The sequence below is a fragment of the Sulfitobacter profundi genome, from assembly GCF_042661425.1.
Lineage (GTDB): Bacteria > Pseudomonadota > Alphaproteobacteria > Rhodobacterales > Rhodobacteraceae > Sulfitobacter > Sulfitobacter profundi.
On record NZ_JBHSWA010000004.1, the window covers coordinates 1 to 16,048 of the forward strand.

Below are 16,048 nucleotides of genomic sequence, written 5' to 3' on the forward strand. Positions count from 1 at the left end.
GGGTGATGTTCAACGCCTCGCGCGCGGCCTTGGGCGCCCCGACGCGCACCGCCTATTCGGCGTCGAAAGCCGGGATGATCGGCATGGCGCGCACATGGGCGCTGGAGCTTGCACCGCATGGGATCACCGTCAACGTCGTGGCCCCCGGCCCAGTGCAGACCGACAATTTCTGGGGCATCATCCCGAAAGAAAGCGAACGCGAAGCAGAGCTTGCCAAACGCATCCCGGTGGGCCGGTTGGGGCAAGTCGAGGACGTGACCAACGCATTTCTCTTCTTCTGCGATCCAGCCAATAGTTTCGTCACCGGCCAGACGCTTTTCGTCTGTGGCGGGTCGAGCATCGGGACGCTGACGCTCTGACCCTAGGGCTTAACCCTTGCGGAAATGCTGCACCAATTCAGGGACATAGGCATCGCCCGCGCCCATCTCGACGACCTTGGACAAGGCACCATAGACCCCATCGGCAATCTCAACCTGCGCGCCGGCTTGGGCGGACATCTGCCGATAATAGTCGAAATCCTTCAACGCGTTGCTGATCGCAAAGGGCAGCGCCTCGCGGTCGCCGTTTACGATGAAGGGCGACAGCCGATCAAGCGCGACACTGGCGCCGCCGCCACCCGCCAAGACATCGACAAAGCTCTGCGGATCAATGCCGGCATCTGCCGATTGCGCGGCGGCTTCGGCGAGCAGCGACATAAAGCCAACAGAGACGTAGTTGTGCAGCAATTTCAAACGGTGGCCTGCGCTGACCTCGCCCACATGTTTGACCTCGTCGGTGAAGGAGGCGAGGACGGGAGAGACCTTTTCAACAACCGCCGCGTCCCCCCGACCAGCAGGTTCAACTTCCCCTCATGGGCGAATTGCGCGGTGCGGGTCATTGGCGCGTCAACGAATTCGCCCCCCGCCGCTTTGACTGCCTCGGCCATCTTTACCGTCGAGGCGGGCAGAGAGGTAGAGCAATCGACCACAACCGCACCGGGCTTCAGTCCGGCAATCACGCCGCCTTCGCCGGTCAGGATCGCTTCGACCTGCGGAGAGCCGGTGACGCAGAGGATGATCACATCGGATGCGGCGGCAAGATCGCCCAGACTGTCAAAGGCCGTGGCCCCCAGCCCGTCCAGCTCATCGGTCGGCTGGTTGCCGGGGTGGCCAAAATAGCCAAGCGCAAAACCCCCGCGCCGCATCACGTTGCGGGCAATTCCGTGGCCCATTAGGCCAACACCAATCATACCGATTTTCATGGATTTTTCTCCCCTTGCCACCGCCACCCCTGCGCGCGGTTCCCTTGGGGAAAGGTCTACCGCGCGGTCTGCCATGGCGCAACGCGGCTGTAGCGGATTTTCTCGGCCAAACAGGGCTTTGTATATTTGAAACCGACACATCGGTTGATAGGAATGACCCATTGATTGAAAGAGGCTGATATGACCCTGACCTTCGACCCCCACCAGATCGCCGAGACCCTCTACCACGGGCAGTTCTGCCCGATGTTCATCGACGGCAAGGATGTGCCCGCGCGCTCGGGTGAGGTGCTGAATGTGGTCGATCCCGCTTCGGGCCGGGCGCTGGCGACGGTGCCGCGTGGCGGGGCCGAAGATGTCGATGCCGCCGTCGCCGCCGCGCGCCGGGCCTTTGAAGGGGCGTGGTCGAAATTCACGCCCTATGACCGGCAAGAGGTGCTCTTGCGCATTGCCGATGTGATGGAGCGCGATTGGGAAAAGCTCTGTGTGTCGGACACCGCCGATATGGGTCTGCCGCTGGCGCGGACTATGGGCAACAAACGCCGGGTGATCGGGATGCTGCGGTTCTATGCGGGGCAGGCGGTCGCGTTGCACGGCGATGTGATCGAGAACTCGGTCTCGCAATCGATGTTCTCTTTTACAACGCGCGAGCCGGTCGGCGTGGTGGGGGCGATTATCCCTTGGAACGCCCCGACCGCTGCCTCGATCTGGAAAATCGCGCCTGCCTTGGCGACGGGCTGCACCGTGGTATTGAAGCCCTCCGAAGACGCGCCGCTGACGCCCTTGATGATCGCGAAGTTGATGCAAGAGGCAGGCGTGCCCGATGGGGTGGTCAACGTGGTGACCGGCACGGGCCGCGAAGCAGGCGCGCGTTTGGCCGAACATGAGGACGTGAACAAAGTGGTCTTCACCGGTTCGACCGCCACGGGCAAGACCATCGCCCGCGCTGGCGTTGAGAACCTCAAGCGGATCACGTTGGAGTTGGGCGGGAAATCTCCGCTGATCATCTGCAAGGATGCTGACATCGACAAGGCGGTGCCTGTCGCGGCGATGGCGGTCTACGCGCATTCGGGGCAAATCTGCATCGCAGGCTCGCGGCTGTTCGTGGCGCGCGAAATTCAGGATGAGTTCATCGAGAAACTGGCCGCTTTCGCGCGGGGGCTGAAGATCGGGCATGGCTTGGATGAGGGCACGGACCTCGGCCCGCTGATCAACCGTGTGCAGGCCGAAAAGGTCGAGGGCTATATCGCTGCGGGCAAAGCCGAAGGCGCGCGGCTGGTCACCGGCGGGGCGCGGCCCGAGGGCGCGGACTATGAAGGCGGCAACTTTCTTGAGCCGGTGATCTTTGCCGATGTGACCGACGACATGACCATCGCGCGGGAAGAGATTTTCGGCCCCGTGATCTCTGTCCTGCCCTTCGACACGATGGAAGAGGTGATCGCGCGCGCCAATGCCACGCCCTATGGGCTGGCGGCGGGCATCTTTACCCGCGATCTAAGCACGGCGCACCAGACGGTGAAACGGCTGAAAGCGGGCTCGGTTTGGGTGAATATGTACCACGCAATCGACCCGGCGGTGCCGTTCGGCGGGCTCAAGATGTCGGGCTATGGCAAGGAAGGCGGCGTGGAGCACCTGCAGGCGTATTTGGATACCAAGGCGGTTTGGATTCAGACCGAGTAGGGAAACGCGACCGGCAACGCCGCCCGGTCTGATGCCGGGCGGTAAACTGTTAAAAACCGCTGACCTTCGGCAGCCATGTCGAAATCGCCGGCACAAAGGTCAGCAGCATCAACACGACAAAATTCGCCAGAAAGAACGGCGGCATCTCACGGATCAGCGCAGCCGGACGCAGGTTCACCGCCGAGGACACCACAAAAATCAAGCTCCCCACTGGCGGGGTCGTGAGGCCGAGTGTCAGGTTCACGATCACCACAATCGCGAAATGATCCGGCGCGATGCCAAGCGCATGGCTGATCGGCGCCAAGATCGGCACCAAGATCATCACGCCCGGCAGCGGGTCCATAAACAGGCCAAAGAGCAGCAGCAACACGTTGACCGCCAAGAGAAACAGGATCGGCGACAACTCCCATGAAATGATCGTCTCGGCCAGAAACTGCGGCACGCCTTCGATCACCAGAACCCATGCAAAGGCCCGCGCCGCGCCAAGGATCAACAAAACGGCGGACGAAATCAGCGCGGCGCGCAGGATCAGCCCCGGCAGGTCACGCAAGCGCAGCGCGCGGTAGACGAAAAAACCGCAGAAGAGGGCATAGAACACCGCGATGACCGACGCTTCGGTGGGCGTGAAAATACCGCCCCGGATGCCGCCGACGATCAGCACAATCAGCCCAAGTGCTGGCAGCGCCATGAATGTATTGCGCCACATCTGCGCCCGCTCGGGGCGCGCATCTGCGCTGCGATAGTCGCGTTTCCAACTGACCCACCCGTTGGCGGCAAGACTGCCACAGGCCAGCAAAAGCCCCGGAATGACACCGGCCATAAACAGCGACCCGACCGAGACTTCCTGATCCTGCAGCGCATAGATGATCATCACGATCGACGGCGGAATGATCGGCCCTACCACCGCCGAGGAAATCGTCAGCGCCCCGGCGTAGGAGCGGTCATAGCCGCCTTTTTCCATCATGCGGATCATCATCGCCCCCGGTCCCGCCGCATCGGCCAAGGCCGAGCCGGAAATGCCAGCGAACATGGTGGAGGAGATCACATTGGCATAGCCCAGCCCCCGCGCAGATGGCCCACGAATTGTGCCGCAAAGCGCAAAAGCGTGTGGGTGATCGCGCCGCCGGTCATGATCTCGGCGGCGAGGATAAAGAAGGGGACCGCGAGCAGGGGGAAACTGTCGAGGCCGGAAAACATCTCTTTGACAACGACGATCTGCGGATAGGAGCTGCCCAAGCCAATTGCCGCAAAAACCGAAATGGCCATGGCAAAGGCCACAGGCAGGCCCAGCACCATCAGCACGAAAAGCGAGATAAAGAGGATCTCAGCCATTGGCGGCTCCCGGCATGTTTTCGGTTTGGCCATCGGACTGATGGTAGTGGCCCGCCATTATGAAAGGCCGCGCGATCAGCAGCAAATGCACGATCAACAGCGTGAACCCAACGGGCATGGCAGCATAAACATAGCGGAACGACAGGCGCATTGCGGGGGTCATCTGGTACTGCGCGCGCTGCATATAATCCCAGCCGACTTTAACCATAAAGGCGAAAAAGAACAGCAGCACCGCCACGATGACCGCGCGCAGGATACGCTGCATCCGGGTGCTCATCACGTCATGCAGATTGGTAATCGCGACATGGCCACCCTGCCGCAACGCCAGCCCGGCACCCAGAAAGGCCATCCAGATCATCAGGTAACGGGCGGATTCATCGGACCATGACAGCGAATGGTTGGTGCTGAACCGCAAAGCGACATTGGCCCCCACGACCAAGACCATCCCCGTCAGGCAGGCGATCACCACCGCGGCGTTCACTTTGACGAATAGCTGTTCCAATCTGCGCATGGTTTCCCCTCCCGTGCAAAACGGCCGGAAGCGCTGCTCCCGGCCGTCTGATTTTACATCGCGGCGCTTACTCGGTCGCGGCGATCTGGTCGATCAACTCTTTGCCGTAGGTCTCATAGTAGCCTTCATAGGCGCTCTCAATCGAGGCGCGGAAAGTGGCTTTTTGCTCTTCGGTCAGCTCGTTGACTTCCATGCCGCGCTCTTTCAGCGTCGCGACGCCGCTTTGCTCGACATCATCGACGAAGCCGCGCATGGCAGCCACAGCCTCGGTCGCGCCCTTCTCAAAGGCAGCCTTGTCTTCGTCAGACAGACCTTCCCAGAAGGGTTTGGAGACCAGCAGCATGGCGGGCGAATAGACGTGGCCCGACAGCGTCAGGTACTTTTGCACTTCGTCGAGTTTCACCGACACAATCACCGACAGTGGGTTTTCTTGCCCGTCAATGGTGCCTTGCTGCAGCGAGCTGATGACCTCGGGCCATGCCATCGGCGTCGGCGCAGCACCGGCAGCGTTGAAGGCATCAAGGTGCACCGGGTTTTCCATGGTGCGCAGCTTCATGCCCGCGATGTCTTCTGGGGTCTCGATCGCGTTGCGGTTGTTGGTGATGTGGCGGAAACCCTGCTCACCCCAAGCCAAGGCCACCATGCCCGCGCCGTCAAACTCGGCCAGAATGTCTTGGCCGATGGGGCCATCAAGCACGCGGCGGGCGTGGTCGAGGCTGCGGAACAGGAAGGGGATGTCGGTCACACCGGTGGCGGGGACGAAGTTGCTCAGCGTGCCGGTGGAGACGATGGTCGCCTCTACGGTGCCAAGCTGCAGACCCTCGACCACTTCACGCTCACCGCCCAAGCCGGAAGAGGGGAAATGACGGAAGCTAAACTTGCCGTTGGTCTCGGCTTCCACGACTTCCTGCCACTTCTGCGCCGCGACGCCGTAGTGGCTGTCGGGGGCGAGGGCGTAGCCGATCTTGACTTCGGTCTGGGCGCTCAGTGCTCCTCCGGTGAGCGCGGCCAAAGTGGCGATAATTGCCGTGGGCTTGGTGATTTTGAACATTTTGTATCCTCCAGCGATCTTATTAACAAGGTCATGAAATCTGCTAGCGCTGGACGCTCAAAATGGCAATGGGGTGAGGGCGCTTTGTGGACAATGAATCCACAGCGTTTTGAGGGTGTTTTCCTTCGTGATATGAGCGGACTCGATGCTACAACCCTTGACCACTTCAGCAGTGCTCAGGGCTGACCCAGCTAGAGATCGAGCTCGATCTTGCGCACCCGGTCACGGAGCAGGGTTTTGGATACGGTCAGCAAATGCTGTTCCATCGCCGCGGCCGCACCGAGCGTATCGCGCCGGGCGATGGCGTCGTTCAGGGTCATGTGTTGTTCGCCAAGTATCTGCAATGTCTCAGGCGCGTGATAGGTGCGGCGGCGCGAGGTCCAAGCCACTTCGCGGCGCACCGCGCGGATGGATTCGTAGACCGTGAGGAACAGCGGGTTCCGGGCCATCTCGGCGATCTTGTAGTGGAACATGTCATCCGCTGCCTCATAGGCGTCGGGATCACTGAGGTTCAGCGTGGCGCGCATCAACTGGTCCAGCCGCTCGATCTCTTGCGGGCGGGCGCGGTCGGCGGCGAGGGCGGCCAGCGCGGGCTCGACCTCAAGCCGGACTTCCATGACATCGCTTGGCGTGACCTGCCGGGCGAGGTGGCGCAGGCTGTCGGCATTGGTGGCGGGCGGCGGCGTGGCAAAGGTGCCTTGGCCGTGGCGGCGGTAGATCGTGCCATCCTCTTGCAGCAGGCCAAGCGCCAGCCGCAGCCGCGCGCGGCTCACGCCGAAATGCTCGGCCAATGCCCGTTCGGGCGGCATCCGCCCATCGTTCAGAATATCCCCTTGCCGGATCGCTCCGCGCAGCCGCTCGGCCAATTCATCTTCACTTGGGGCGGTCTGGGGGGCTGAGTCATGAGTTGGAAAACGCTTCAAATAAATCAATGAACATACGCAATGACGTTACCATCAGGAAAATTCCAAAGGCAAACCGAAGCGCCCTTCGGGGGATGCTATGGGCCAATTTTACTCCGACATGGGCAAAGCTGCTGGTCAGCGGAATGATGATGGCCGCAGCGGCAAGGTTCACATAGCCAAGCGAGAAGGGCGGCAGCCCTTCGGCGCCGAGGCCCGTCAGCGCATAGACCACCGCGCCGGGCAGCCCGATGATAAAGCCGATTGCGGCAGAGGTGCCGACCGCGCGGCGGATGTCGTAGCCGAGAAAATTCAACAGCGGCACGCCAATGGTCCCGCCCCCGATGCCCATCATCGCCGACAGCCCGCCGGTGACAACACCCAGCACCGCCCAGATGGACTTGGCAAAGCCGCGCGGCGTGGGGTCGTCTTTGGTCTTGCGAAAGATCATGTCGAGCGCGACGAGCGCGGCTACGGTGGCAAAAACGCCGACAAGGATCAGCCCCGAGACATAGCCCCCAAAAGCGCGCCGATGACAACGCCAACCAAAAGCGACGGCGCCCAGAGTTTCAGCAGGTCCATATCAATCGCGCCGCGTTTGAAGTGACCATAGCCAGAGGACAAAGAGGTAAAGACGATAGTCGCCAGCGAGGTGCCAACGGCTACCTGCATGGTAATCGCCGGGTCCATCCCCGCCGTCGACAGGGCAAGATAGAGCGCAGGCACAATCACAATACCGCCGCCAACACCCAGCAGACCCGCAAGGATACCGCCAAAAATACCGGCGGTCACCGCAATGGCGAGGAGGGGCAAAAGCTGGCCAAAATCGAGCGCGTTCATCGGGTTAATCTTTCTTTGTCTCTACATCTGTCGCCAGTGACCGGCTGGCTTTGCCCGCTGCTTTGCGCGCCTCTTCGGCCCGCGCAATCGCGGCATCAATTGGTCCGCGGTCCGAGGTGCCCGAGAAATTGTCGAGGCTCGGCATCGCTTCGGCCACATGGAGATAGCGCTCTCCTGCGACCTCAAGCAGCCGGTCAAGTTCGCCAAGCGGATCGCCGTGATCGTCGACCCGCAAGTCGAGATAGGCGTGGTCCTGCCCGCGGTGGATCACCAGCCCCGCCGCCTGACGCCCGCGTTTGTCGCCGCCCGCCTCTTCGCCCGCACGCATCGCGGCAAGCAGCCGTTCGGCCATCGGCAGATCGCTGCGGGCGGCATAGGTGTCGAACGTGGCCTCTACGACCTCTGGCCCGGTCAGCATATTGCCCGCAACCGAATGAGTGCTGCCAACGCGGTGCCCGGCCCAATCGACACAGCCCGCACCGGTATGCGCGGCGAAATTCCCCTCGGCGTCGAGCATATGGCACTGGCGGATATCGCGGCCTGCGTCGCGCGCGGCGAATTCCTTCAGCAGTGCTTCGGCGGGGTCACCGCTTTCCAGCATGCGCCGGCCTTCGGTCCCCCAAAGCGGATTGACGAAAGCCTGCGTCGCCACGGCGACACGGCGCCCGATGTAGGGCACGGCAGCCCCGCAGGCGAAAAAGCGGCTGGCCACGGCGATGCCGATTTCTTGGCTGTCGGGATCACGGGCGATGATGGAATAGGTCATGGGTCAACGTCCTACGGCATAGGCCTGCATCAGGCGGGGGTCGCGGCGGCCTGAAGGCTGCCATCGGGATTGCGCAGCGCGGCGGTCATCCGCCCCACTGACCACGGCTCGGCCACGGTGACAATATGCCCCCGCGCGCGCAGCACGTCGATCACCGCAGCGCCGACATTGGGTTCGATCATCATCTCGCCGGGCAGGGCTTGGCGGGGAAAGAAGCTGCTTTGAAAATGCATGGTATGGAACAGCGGCGCGTCCATGCCTTCTTGGAGGTCGATCCCGTGATGCACGAAACGCAGGAACCAGATCAGCTGCCATTGATCCTGCTGGTCGCCACCCGGCGTGCCAAAGACCAGTTGCCGCCCATCTGCATGCTCGGCGAAAGAAGGGGTCAGCGTGGTGCGTGGCCGACGCCCGGGGGCAAGCGACGTGGGCAGGCCCCGCTCAAGCCAGAACATCTGTGCGCGCGAGTTCAGCGGAAAGCCCAAGCCTGGCACGACCGGATTGCTCTGCAACCATCCGCCCGAGGGCGTGGCCGAGACCATATTGCCCCAGCGGTCGATCACATCAAGGTGCACGGTATCGCCGCGTTTTTCGGTCAGATGCGCCATCGTCGGTTCTTGCGGCGCGGCATTCTGAACGCCGAAATCACGGGCAGCGCGTTCGATATAACGCTCGGCCAAATGCTCCAACCCGGCGATCACGCCGGGGCGCTGCTCAAGGGACGCTTTGCCGTTCACCAGTTTCGCGCGCTCAGCGTTATAGGCGTCAGAGAGCAGTTCTTCCATCGGGATGATGCTCTGTTCGGGGTCGCCGTAATAGGCTTCGCGGTCGGCATAGGCGAGTTTCATCGCCTCGATCACCGTATGGGTAAAGGAGGCGCCCATCGGGTCCATCGCGGCCAGATCAAAATGCTTGAGAATGGCGAGGGCCTGCAAAAACACCGGCCCCTGCGACCAGGCGTGGGTCTTGTGCACCGTCCAGCCGTGATACTCATACGTGAGCGTGTCTTCGTAGCTGGCCTGCCATTTGGCCATGTCCTCGCGCGCCAAGAGGGCGCTGTTCTTTTGCTCTGACACGTCATGAACGCAGGCGTCTTCTAGATAGTCGAAAATTGCATCGGCCACGAACCCTTCGGACCAGATTTTCCGCGCGGCCTCGATCTGCGCGCTGCGGTCCTCTCCTGCGGCTTCGGCCTCGCGCAGAATCCGTTCATAGGTGGCGGCTAGATCGGGGTTTTTGAAGTTGGCATTGGGCTCTGGCGCTTCGCCGCCCGGCGTCCAGACGGCGGCGGAGCTGGGCCATTCGGCGGCGAAATATTCGGCCAACCCCTTGATGGTGTTCGACACGCGCGGCAGCACCGGATGGCCATCGCGGGCATAGTCGATCGCGGGCTGCATCACCTCGCGAAGGCCCATGGTGCCATGATCGCGCAGCATCAGCATCCAGCCGTCAAAGGCACCGGGCACCACTGTCGACAAAAGCCCCGAGCCGGGGATCAGTTTCAGCCCGAGTTCCTCGAAATGCTCGAGCTTGGCGGCGGCGGGGCTGACCCCTGGGCGCAGACGACCTTGGTCGCCTGTTTCTCCGCGTCGTGAAAGATGATCGGCAGATCGCCTGCCGGGCCGTTCAAATGCGGCTCGACAACCTGCAAGACAAAGCCCGCAGCCACGGCGGCGTCAAAGGCATTGCCGCCTTTTTCGAGGATGCCAAAACCCACGGTCGAAGCGATCCAATGGGTCGAGGTGGTGACACCGAAGGAGCCGCGGATTTCAGGACGGGTGGTAAAGGGGGTCATGTCGTCTCCGGTTAGTGTTCGCGCGGGTCCAGCGCATCGCGCAGACCATCGCCGAGAAGGTTGAAGCCAAGCACGACCATGAAGATCGCAATGCCGGGCCAAAGCGCCATCCATGGCGCTTGATTGAGGAAGTTCTTCGCCATGTTCAGCATCGACCCCCAAGAGGGCGCGGGCGGCTGCTGGCCGAGGCCGAGGAACGACAGCGAGGCTTCGGCGATGATCGCGGTCGCGACGGTCAGCGTGGCCTGCACCAGCACGGGCGGCAGAACGTTGGGAAAGATGTAGCGGCGCAGGATGCGCGGGGTCGACAGGCCAATGGCGCGCGCGCTTTCGACGTAATCTTCGGCAGCGACACTTAGCACCTGACCGCGGGTGAGGCGGATGAAGATCGGCGTGGCCGAGATGCCGATGGCGATCATCGCGTTGGTCAGGCTTGGCCCGAGGAAAGCCGCCAGCGCAATGGCGAGGATTAGGAAGGGCGCAGCCAGCAGGGCTTCGGTGCAGCGCGAGATGATCGCATCGGTCCAGCCGCCGAAATACCCGGCAATGATGCCCAGAGGGACGCCAAGCCCAAGCGCGATGGCGACTGAAACGACCCCCGCCAGCAAGGACGCCTGCGCCCCCAGATCAGCCGGGACAGCACATCGCGGCCCAGCTCATCGGTGCCGAACCAATGCGCGGCGGACGGACCTTTGCGCACGGCGCCCCAATCGGTGGCGGCAGGGTCGGGGATGGGCAGCAACGGGGCCAGCAAAGCGATGGCGCAGAAGAACACCACCAGCACGCCGCCAAGCATGGCGCTGCGGTGGTGGCGGAATTTCTTCCAGACCCGGTTTTCCGGACGGGCAGAGAGGACCGGATCAGCGGCGCTTTCGGCGTCGATGGTGATGGGGGTGGCAGGTTGGGCCATTATTGCTTCCTCAGGCGGGGGTTCAGCAGCACATAGGCGACATCGGCCAGCAGGTTCATAAAGATAAAGCCAACGGCGGTGACCAGCACGATCCCCTGCACCACGGCGTAATCGCGGTTGAACACCGCATCGACCACAAGCTTGCCAAAGCCGGGGATGGTGAAAATCTGTTCGGTCAGCACCGCGCCCGCGATAAGTTCACCAAACAAGAGCGCAGTCAGGGTAACGATGGGCGTCAGCGCATTGCGGAAGGCGTGTTTGAGGATAACCTTCCGCTCGACCAGACCCTTGGCGCGGGCGGTGCGGACGTAGTCACTGCTCAGCACGCTCAGCATGGCCGACCGCGTGTGGCGCATCAGCGTGGCGGCGAGCGCTGTGCCCAGCACGAAGGCGGGCATGATCATCACGGTGATGGAGCGGATGGGGTCTTCGCTCAGGGGCACATAGCCCGAGGCGGGCAGCAGTTTCCATTTCACCGAGACCAGCAGGATCAGCATGATCCCCAGCCAGAAGTTCGGGATCGACAGGCCCGAGAGCGCCACCACATTGGCCACATAATCGGTCACGGTGCCCTTCTTAACGGCCGAGAAGATGCCCGCAGGCACGCCGATCAGTAGGGCAAAGATCATCGCCATCGTCGCCAGTTGGATCGTGACGGGCAGCTTTTCCCCGATCAGCTCAAGCACCGGCTGGTTGGTGCGCAGCGAAATGCCCAAGTCCCCCGTCAGCGCGTTGCCGATCCAAGTGAAATATTGCACCGGGATTGGGTCATTCAGGCGGTATTTCTCGCGCAGGAATTCCAGCACCTGCGGGTCGCGTTCTTCGCCGGCCATGGCCAGCACCGGATCGCCCGGCAGCAGCTTTTGCAAGGTGAAGACAAAGACCGAGATCAAGATGATCGTCGGGATCGCGATCACCAGACGGCGCAGGATGAAGGACAGCATTTTGAAACGTCTCGCTCAGGGGAGGGCACCGCCGGGACCGGCCCGGCGGTGCATATGGAGAAGGTTTTACCCTTCTTCTTTTTCATACCTTCAAGGCGGATCATGCCATCAGGATAGGGGTGAAGCCGGAGATGTCGGAGTCCAGCGCCCAGATCCATGTCTGGTGATAGAGGTACACGATCGGCAGCTCTTCGTTCAGGATCGCACGGGCCGCGGTGTAGCTTTCGCGACGCACGTCTTGATCGTTGGATTTGCGCGCCTTGTTCAGCAGCTCATCCACTTCCGGGTTCGAGAACTTGGAATCGTTGATGCCGCCATCGGAGGTCATGAACTGGTGGATGTTGCCATCGGGGTCCACACGGCCCGACCAGCCGATCTGGCTTGCTTGATAGTCACCCGCCGATTGGTCGGCCAGCAGCGTTGCGAATTCCTTGGAGGTGATCGAGATGTTGATCCCCGCCTCTGCCGCCATGGACTGCACGACCTGCATCAGTTGCAGCGGGATCGTGGTGTTGGGCACCTGCACCTCAAGATCGATCCCATCGGCAAAGCCTGCTTCGGCCAGCAGTTCCTTGGCCTTTTCTACGTCACGCTCAGGCACGGGGAAGTCGGTGCTGTACCAAGGCGAGTTCGGCGGGAAGGGCTGGTTGCCCGCGGCGAAGGCACCGTTGAAGACGACCTGATTGATCGCTTCGCGGTCGATGGCATAGCTCAGCGCCTGACGCAGACGTTTGTCGTTGCCCCAAGGGTTGTCGCCCTTTTCGCCATTGGCCACATTAATCGTGATGCCCTGATAGCCCAGCGATACGGCGCTTTCGACACTGATGCTGTTGTCGCCCTCGGCCTGCGCCAGATCGGTTGCGGCGAGGCGTTCAAGCATGTCGATGTCGCCCGATTGCAGGTTCGCCAGACGCACGGTGGTGTCAGGGATCGGCAGGTAGGTCACGCTGTCAAAGTGGTATTCGTCGGCGTTGTAATAGTCGGCGAATTTCTCCAGCACGATCCGGTCTTGGGCCACACGCTCTTTGAACTGGTAGGGGCCCGAACAGACCGGGTTCAGGCCAAAGTCATCGCCCGCCGCTTCGGCAGCGGTGGGGAAACCATCATCCCCGCGCGGTCGGCGAACTGCGCCATCAGCGTGGCGTCCGCATCGGCCAGATCAAAGCGGATTTCATGGCTACCCAGCACTTCGACGCCGGTGATGGAGGAAAGCTCGGACTTGCGGCGCGAGGTCTCAAGGTTCTGGCTGCGGTCGATGTTGGCGGCCACGGCCTCGGCGTCAAACGGTGTGCCGTCATGGAAAACCGCATCATCGCGCAGCATCATGGTCAGTTGCTTGCCATCCTCAGAAAAGGACCATTCTGTCGCCAGTTGGGGGATGATTTCCAGATCAGGCGTGATGTCCACCAGCTTGTCGCAAAGCGATGTATAGACGATCCGCCCCACAAAGGTGCGCGACTGGTCGGGGTCCAGCACATCTGCGTCAGATTGCAGCGCGATGCGCAGGTCTGCCGCCTGCGCGCCGAGGGTCGTGGCCCCCAGCAGCGCGGCGGCGAGGGTCATTTTGGTCAGTGTCATATCGAACTCTCCTGTCGTTTCATTAAGTCTGTTTTAGCCTGTTATTCTTGGTCTTGGCGGGGGCGGAGCGTTGTCCGATCCCGCATGGCGTCTTGGTAAAGCGCAAAGCGTGCCGCCGCGCCGGGGGCACGTTCTGGCGCATCGACAAGGCCGAGGTCCGGCGTGGCGGCGGCGATCTCTTCGAAAAAGTGGCAGGCCGCGACATGACCCTCGCCCGCGCGGGTCTCGCGTAAGGCAGGCGGCTCACTCGCGCAGCGTTCTTTGGCATAGGGGCAACGGGTGTGGAAACGGCAGCCCGAGGGCGGGTTGGCCGGGCTCGGCATCTCGCCCTCAAGCGCGGTTTGCGGTGTGCGTGCACCATGGGCGGCGACCGGAATGGCCGAGAGCAGAGCCCGGGTGTAGGGGTGACGCGGGTGGTTGTAGACCGTATCGACATCGCCCTGTTCGACGATCTGGCCCAGATACATCACCGCCACACGGTCGCTCATATGGCGGATCACAGCGAGGTCATGGGCGATGATCACCAGCGTGAGCCCCAACTCATCCCGCAGATCGCCCAGCAAGTTAATCACCTGCGCCTGCACCGACACATCAAGGGCCGAGACAGGCTCATCCCCGATCACCAGCTTCGGAGCGGAGGCCAGCGCGCGGGCAATCCCGATCCGTTGGCGCTGACCGCCCGAAAACTCATGCGGGTAGCGTTCGGCGTGCTCGGGGCGCAGGCCGACTTTAGCCAGCAGTTCCGCCACTTTGCCGCGCCGCTTAGAGGCGGACATTTTTGGGAAATGCGTCTCTAGGGGTTCGCCGACCAGCTTGCCGACGCTCATGCGCGGGTTCAGCGACGAAAAGGGATCCTGAAAGATGAACTGCATGTCCCGGCGCAGCGCGGTCAGGTCGCGCCCGGCAAGGCTGCGCACATCGCTGCCGTCAAACTGCACATCGCCCTCGGTCGGGGTCAGCAGCCGCATGAGCAGCCGCGCGAGGGTGGATTTGCCACAGCCGGATTCGCCGACGATGGCAAAGGTCTCTCCGCGGCGCACGTCGAAGGAGACGCCGTCGAGCGCCTTGACCGTGGCCCCTTTCGCCAAGCCGCCGCCCGAGGTTTTGAAATGTTTCTTTAGCCCGCGCGCGGTCAGGATCGTGTCGGTCATGCGCTCTGCTCCAGATGGGTCTCTAGCGGGGCGAAATGGCACGCGACGGCGTGGCCACCTTCCAGCGGCGCAAGCGGCGGTTCCTTGGCGCAGATGGGCTGGGCGAAAGGGCAGCGCGTGGCAAAACGGCAGCCTTCAGGCATGTTCTGCGTCGTGGGCACCATGCCCGGCACGGTGGCCAAACGCCCGCGCGGACCGCTCAACTGCGGGATCGAGGACATGAGGCCAATCGTGTAGGGGTGCTGCGGGTCGTTGAATATGCGCTCCGCCGGGCCGGTCTCAACAATCGTGCCCGCGTACATGACGGCCACGGTATCGGCGATTTCGGCCACGACGCCGAGGTCGTGGGTGATCATGATCGTGCCCATGTCGGTCTCGGCCTGAAGGTCGCGGATCAACTCAAGGATTTGCGCCTGAATGGTCACGTCGAGCGCGGTCGTCGGCTCATCCGCGATCAGCAGCGCGGGGTCGTTCACCAGCGCCATGGCGATCATCACCCGTTGGCGCATCCCGCCCGAGAGTTGATGCGGATAGTCACGCATCCGCTTTTCCGCCGCCGGAATGCCGACCCGCTTGAGGATCGCCAGCGCCTTATCCTCGGCCTCGGACTTGCTGGCGTTGCTATGGGCAAGCACGGCTTCGGTGATCTGGTCGCCAATGCGGAACGCGGGGTTGAGCGAGGTCATCGGCTCTTGGAAGATCATGGTCATCCGACTGCCGCGCAATTTGCGCATGGCGGTGTGATCGGCAAGGTCGAGCTTTTGCCCCTCGAAAACCATCTCGCCCGATCTGATCGTCGCAGCGCCTTCGGGCAGCAGCCCCATCATCGCCAAAGAGGTCACGCTTTTGCCGCATCCACTTTCCCCGACAACGCAGAGCGTCTTGCCCGGTTGGACCGCGAAGTTCACATGGTTGATCTGGTCGCTCGGCGCACCGCGAAAGCGCAGGCTGAAGTCGCGCACTTCGAGCAAAACCTTGTCTGGGTCGGTGTTGAGGCCGATGTCAGGGCTGGGCAATGGACCGCTTTCTTGAACCAATATCAGATTGGTCGAGTATGCGGTTGCAAGTTTCTTGCTGTCAATCCGGCGATTTTAATTTTTGGGAAAGCCTTTTTCGGTCAATCTGTTGCGACAGAAATTGCCTGCCGTATCAACGGCGATGCTTGATTTTTGAGCGATTTGTGAAGGTCTGTTGGGGGCTTGATTGGCAAGGATGGCGTGTGGGGGAGATTGCGGACGGTATTTAAGAAAGGATGAATTGAAGGGGGCGGGCGCGCATTCGGTGGGGCTGTGCTATTGTAGGGGGGCGATTTGTTGCTTTATCGAGGGGGAGCCAAGAATTTCGAAAGGGC

At 62.1% G+C, this 16,048-nt stretch carries 14 protein-coding genes and 4 pseudogenes; 3 read left to right on the forward strand and 15 right to left on the reverse strand.

The window, feature by feature from the left end; all coding sequences use genetic code 11:
- The coding region (locus ACFQAU_RS19895; protein WP_386284805.1) for an SDR family NAD(P)-dependent oxidoreductase at positions 1 to 359 on the forward strand (359 nt) is incomplete at its 5' end.
- A gap of 9 nt (positions 360 to 368) precedes the next feature.
- Here ACFQAU_RS19895 and ACFQAU_RS19900 read toward each other — a convergent pair.
- Positions 369 to 1,240 (reverse strand): annotated as a pseudogene (locus tag ACFQAU_RS19900) (NAD(P)-dependent oxidoreductase).
- Positions 1,241 to 1,420: 180 nt separating this feature from the next.
- Between ACFQAU_RS19900 and ACFQAU_RS19905 the strand changes: the two are divergent.
- A complete protein-coding gene (locus tag ACFQAU_RS19905) occupies positions 1,421 to 2,917 on the forward strand; it encodes an aldehyde dehydrogenase family protein (protein WP_132445364.1) in 1,497 nt (498 codons plus the stop codon).
- 49 nt (positions 2,918 to 2,966) lie between these two features.
- On the opposite strand, the pseudogene ACFQAU_RS19910 reads toward ACFQAU_RS19905, so the two are convergent.
- The 14 genes and pseudogenes from ACFQAU_RS19910 to ACFQAU_RS19975 form a co-directional block, all read right to left on the reverse strand.
- A pseudogene (locus ACFQAU_RS19910) lies at positions 2,967 to 4,249 on the reverse strand (TRAP transporter large permease).
- Positions 4,242 to 4,760: a TRAP transporter small permease gene (locus ACFQAU_RS19915; RefSeq protein ID WP_132445361.1), complete on the reverse strand. Its 519-nt coding sequence runs from the start codon at positions 4,758 to 4,760 to the stop codon at positions 4,242 to 4,244. Before ACFQAU_RS19915 ends, ACFQAU_RS19910 begins: the two are co-directional and overlap by 8 nt.
- A gap of 67 nt (positions 4,761 to 4,827) precedes the next feature.
- Complete coding sequence (locus ACFQAU_RS19920) at positions 4,828 to 5,811, reverse strand: TRAP transporter substrate-binding protein (protein WP_132445358.1); 984 nt, start codon at positions 5,809 to 5,811, stop codon at positions 4,828 to 4,830.
- Positions 5,812 to 6,002: 191 nt separating this feature from the next.
- Positions 6,003 to 6,677 carry a FadR/GntR family transcriptional regulator gene (locus ACFQAU_RS19925; protein ID WP_317389131.1) on the reverse strand — a complete coding sequence of 225 codons (675 nt, stop codon included), beginning with the start codon at positions 6,675 to 6,677 and terminating at the stop codon, positions 6,003 to 6,005.
- A 34-nt stretch (positions 6,678 to 6,711) separates the two neighbouring features.
- A pseudogene (locus ACFQAU_RS19930) lies at positions 6,712 to 7,553 on the reverse strand (sulfite exporter TauE/SafE family protein).
- 4 nt (positions 7,554 to 7,557) lie between these two features.
- Positions 7,558 to 8,319 carry a DUF1028 domain-containing protein gene (locus tag ACFQAU_RS19935; RefSeq protein WP_120352330.1) on the reverse strand — a complete coding sequence of 254 codons (762 nt, stop codon included), beginning with the start codon at positions 8,317 to 8,319 and terminating at the stop codon, positions 7,558 to 7,560.
- Between the two features lie 3 nt (positions 8,320 to 8,322).
- Positions 8,323 to 10,114 (reverse strand): annotated as a pseudogene (locus ACFQAU_RS19940) (gamma-glutamyltransferase family protein).
- Between the two features lie 11 nt (positions 10,115 to 10,125).
- On the reverse strand, positions 10,126 to 10,695 hold the full coding sequence (locus tag ACFQAU_RS19945; RefSeq protein ID WP_386285098.1) for an ABC transporter permease: 570 nt from the start codon (positions 10,693 to 10,695) through the stop codon (positions 10,126 to 10,128).
- On the reverse strand, positions 10,584 to 11,024 hold the full coding sequence (locus ACFQAU_RS19950; protein ID WP_386284816.1) for a hypothetical protein: 441 nt from the start codon (positions 11,022 to 11,024) through the stop codon (positions 10,584 to 10,586). Before ACFQAU_RS19950 ends, ACFQAU_RS19945 begins: the two co-directional genes overlap by 112 nt.
- Positions 11,024 to 11,968, reverse strand: coding sequence for an ABC transporter permease (locus ACFQAU_RS19955; RefSeq protein ID WP_067628831.1), 945 nt, complete (start codon positions 11,966 to 11,968; stop codon positions 11,024 to 11,026). Before ACFQAU_RS19955 ends, ACFQAU_RS19950 begins: the two co-directional genes overlap by 1 nt.
- Positions 11,969 to 12,068: 100 nt before the next feature.
- Complete coding sequence (locus ACFQAU_RS19960; protein WP_386285101.1) at positions 12,069 to 13,028, reverse strand: ABC transporter substrate-binding protein; 960 nt, start codon at positions 13,026 to 13,028, stop codon at positions 12,069 to 12,071.
- Positions 13,025 to 13,546, reverse strand: coding sequence for an ABC transporter substrate-binding protein (locus ACFQAU_RS19965; protein ID WP_386284820.1), 522 nt, complete (start codon positions 13,544 to 13,546; stop codon positions 13,025 to 13,027). Before ACFQAU_RS19965 ends, ACFQAU_RS19960 begins: the two co-directional genes overlap by 4 nt.
- 41 nt (positions 13,547 to 13,587) lie before the next feature.
- The gene (locus tag ACFQAU_RS19970; RefSeq protein WP_132445346.1) at positions 13,588 to 14,697 is read right to left on the reverse strand and encodes an ABC transporter ATP-binding protein; all 1,110 of its coding nucleotides are present in this window, start codon (positions 14,695 to 14,697) and stop codon (positions 13,588 to 13,590) included.
- Positions 14,694 to 15,713, reverse strand: a complete 1,020-nt coding sequence (locus ACFQAU_RS19975) for an ABC transporter ATP-binding protein (protein ID WP_120352334.1) — start codon at positions 15,711 to 15,713, stop codon at positions 14,694 to 14,696. The genes ACFQAU_RS19970 and ACFQAU_RS19975 overlap by 4 nt, the downstream gene beginning before the upstream one ends.
- Positions 15,714 to 15,725: 12 nt before the next feature.
- On the opposite strand from ACFQAU_RS19975, the gene ACFQAU_RS19980 reads away from it, so the two are divergent.
- Entirely contained in the window at positions 15,726 to 15,863 is a 138-nt protein-coding gene (locus ACFQAU_RS19980; RefSeq protein WP_165935583.1) for a hypothetical protein, read from the forward strand.
- Positions 15,864 to 16,048 lie beyond the last annotated feature (185 nt).

What these genes read in the sequence shown, in the direction of transcription:
- ACFQAU_RS19905 (WP_132445364.1), top strand. Translation starts at nt 1,421, where the DNA reads ATGACCCTGACCTTCGACCCCCACCAGATCGCCGAGACCCTCTACCAC.
- ACFQAU_RS19915 (WP_132445361.1), bottom strand. Translation starts at nt 4,760, where the DNA reads ATGCGCAGATTGGAACAGCTATTCGTCAAAGTGAACGCCGCGGTGGTG.
- ACFQAU_RS19920 (WP_132445358.1), bottom strand. Translation starts at nt 5,811, where the DNA reads ATGTTCAAAATCACCAAGCCCACGGCAATTATCGCCACTTTGGCCGCG.
- ACFQAU_RS19935 (WP_120352330.1), bottom strand. Translation starts at nt 8,319, where the DNA reads ATGACCTATTCCATCATCGCCCGTGATCCCGACAGCCAAGAAATCGGC.
- ACFQAU_RS19950 (WP_386284816.1), bottom strand. Translation starts at nt 11,024, where the DNA reads ATGGCCCAACCTGCCACCCCCATCACCATCGACGCCGAAAGCGCCGCT.
- ACFQAU_RS19955 (WP_067628831.1), bottom strand. Translation starts at nt 11,968, where the DNA reads ATGCTGTCCTTCATCCTGCGCCGTCTGGTGATCGCGATCCCGACGATC.
- ACFQAU_RS19965 (WP_386284820.1), bottom strand. Translation starts at nt 13,546, where the DNA reads ATGACACTGACCAAAATGACCCTCGCCGCCGCGCTGCTGGGGGCCACG.
- ACFQAU_RS19970 (WP_132445346.1), bottom strand. Translation starts at nt 14,697, where the DNA reads ATGACCGACACGATCCTGACCGCGCGCGGGCTAAAGAAACATTTCAAA.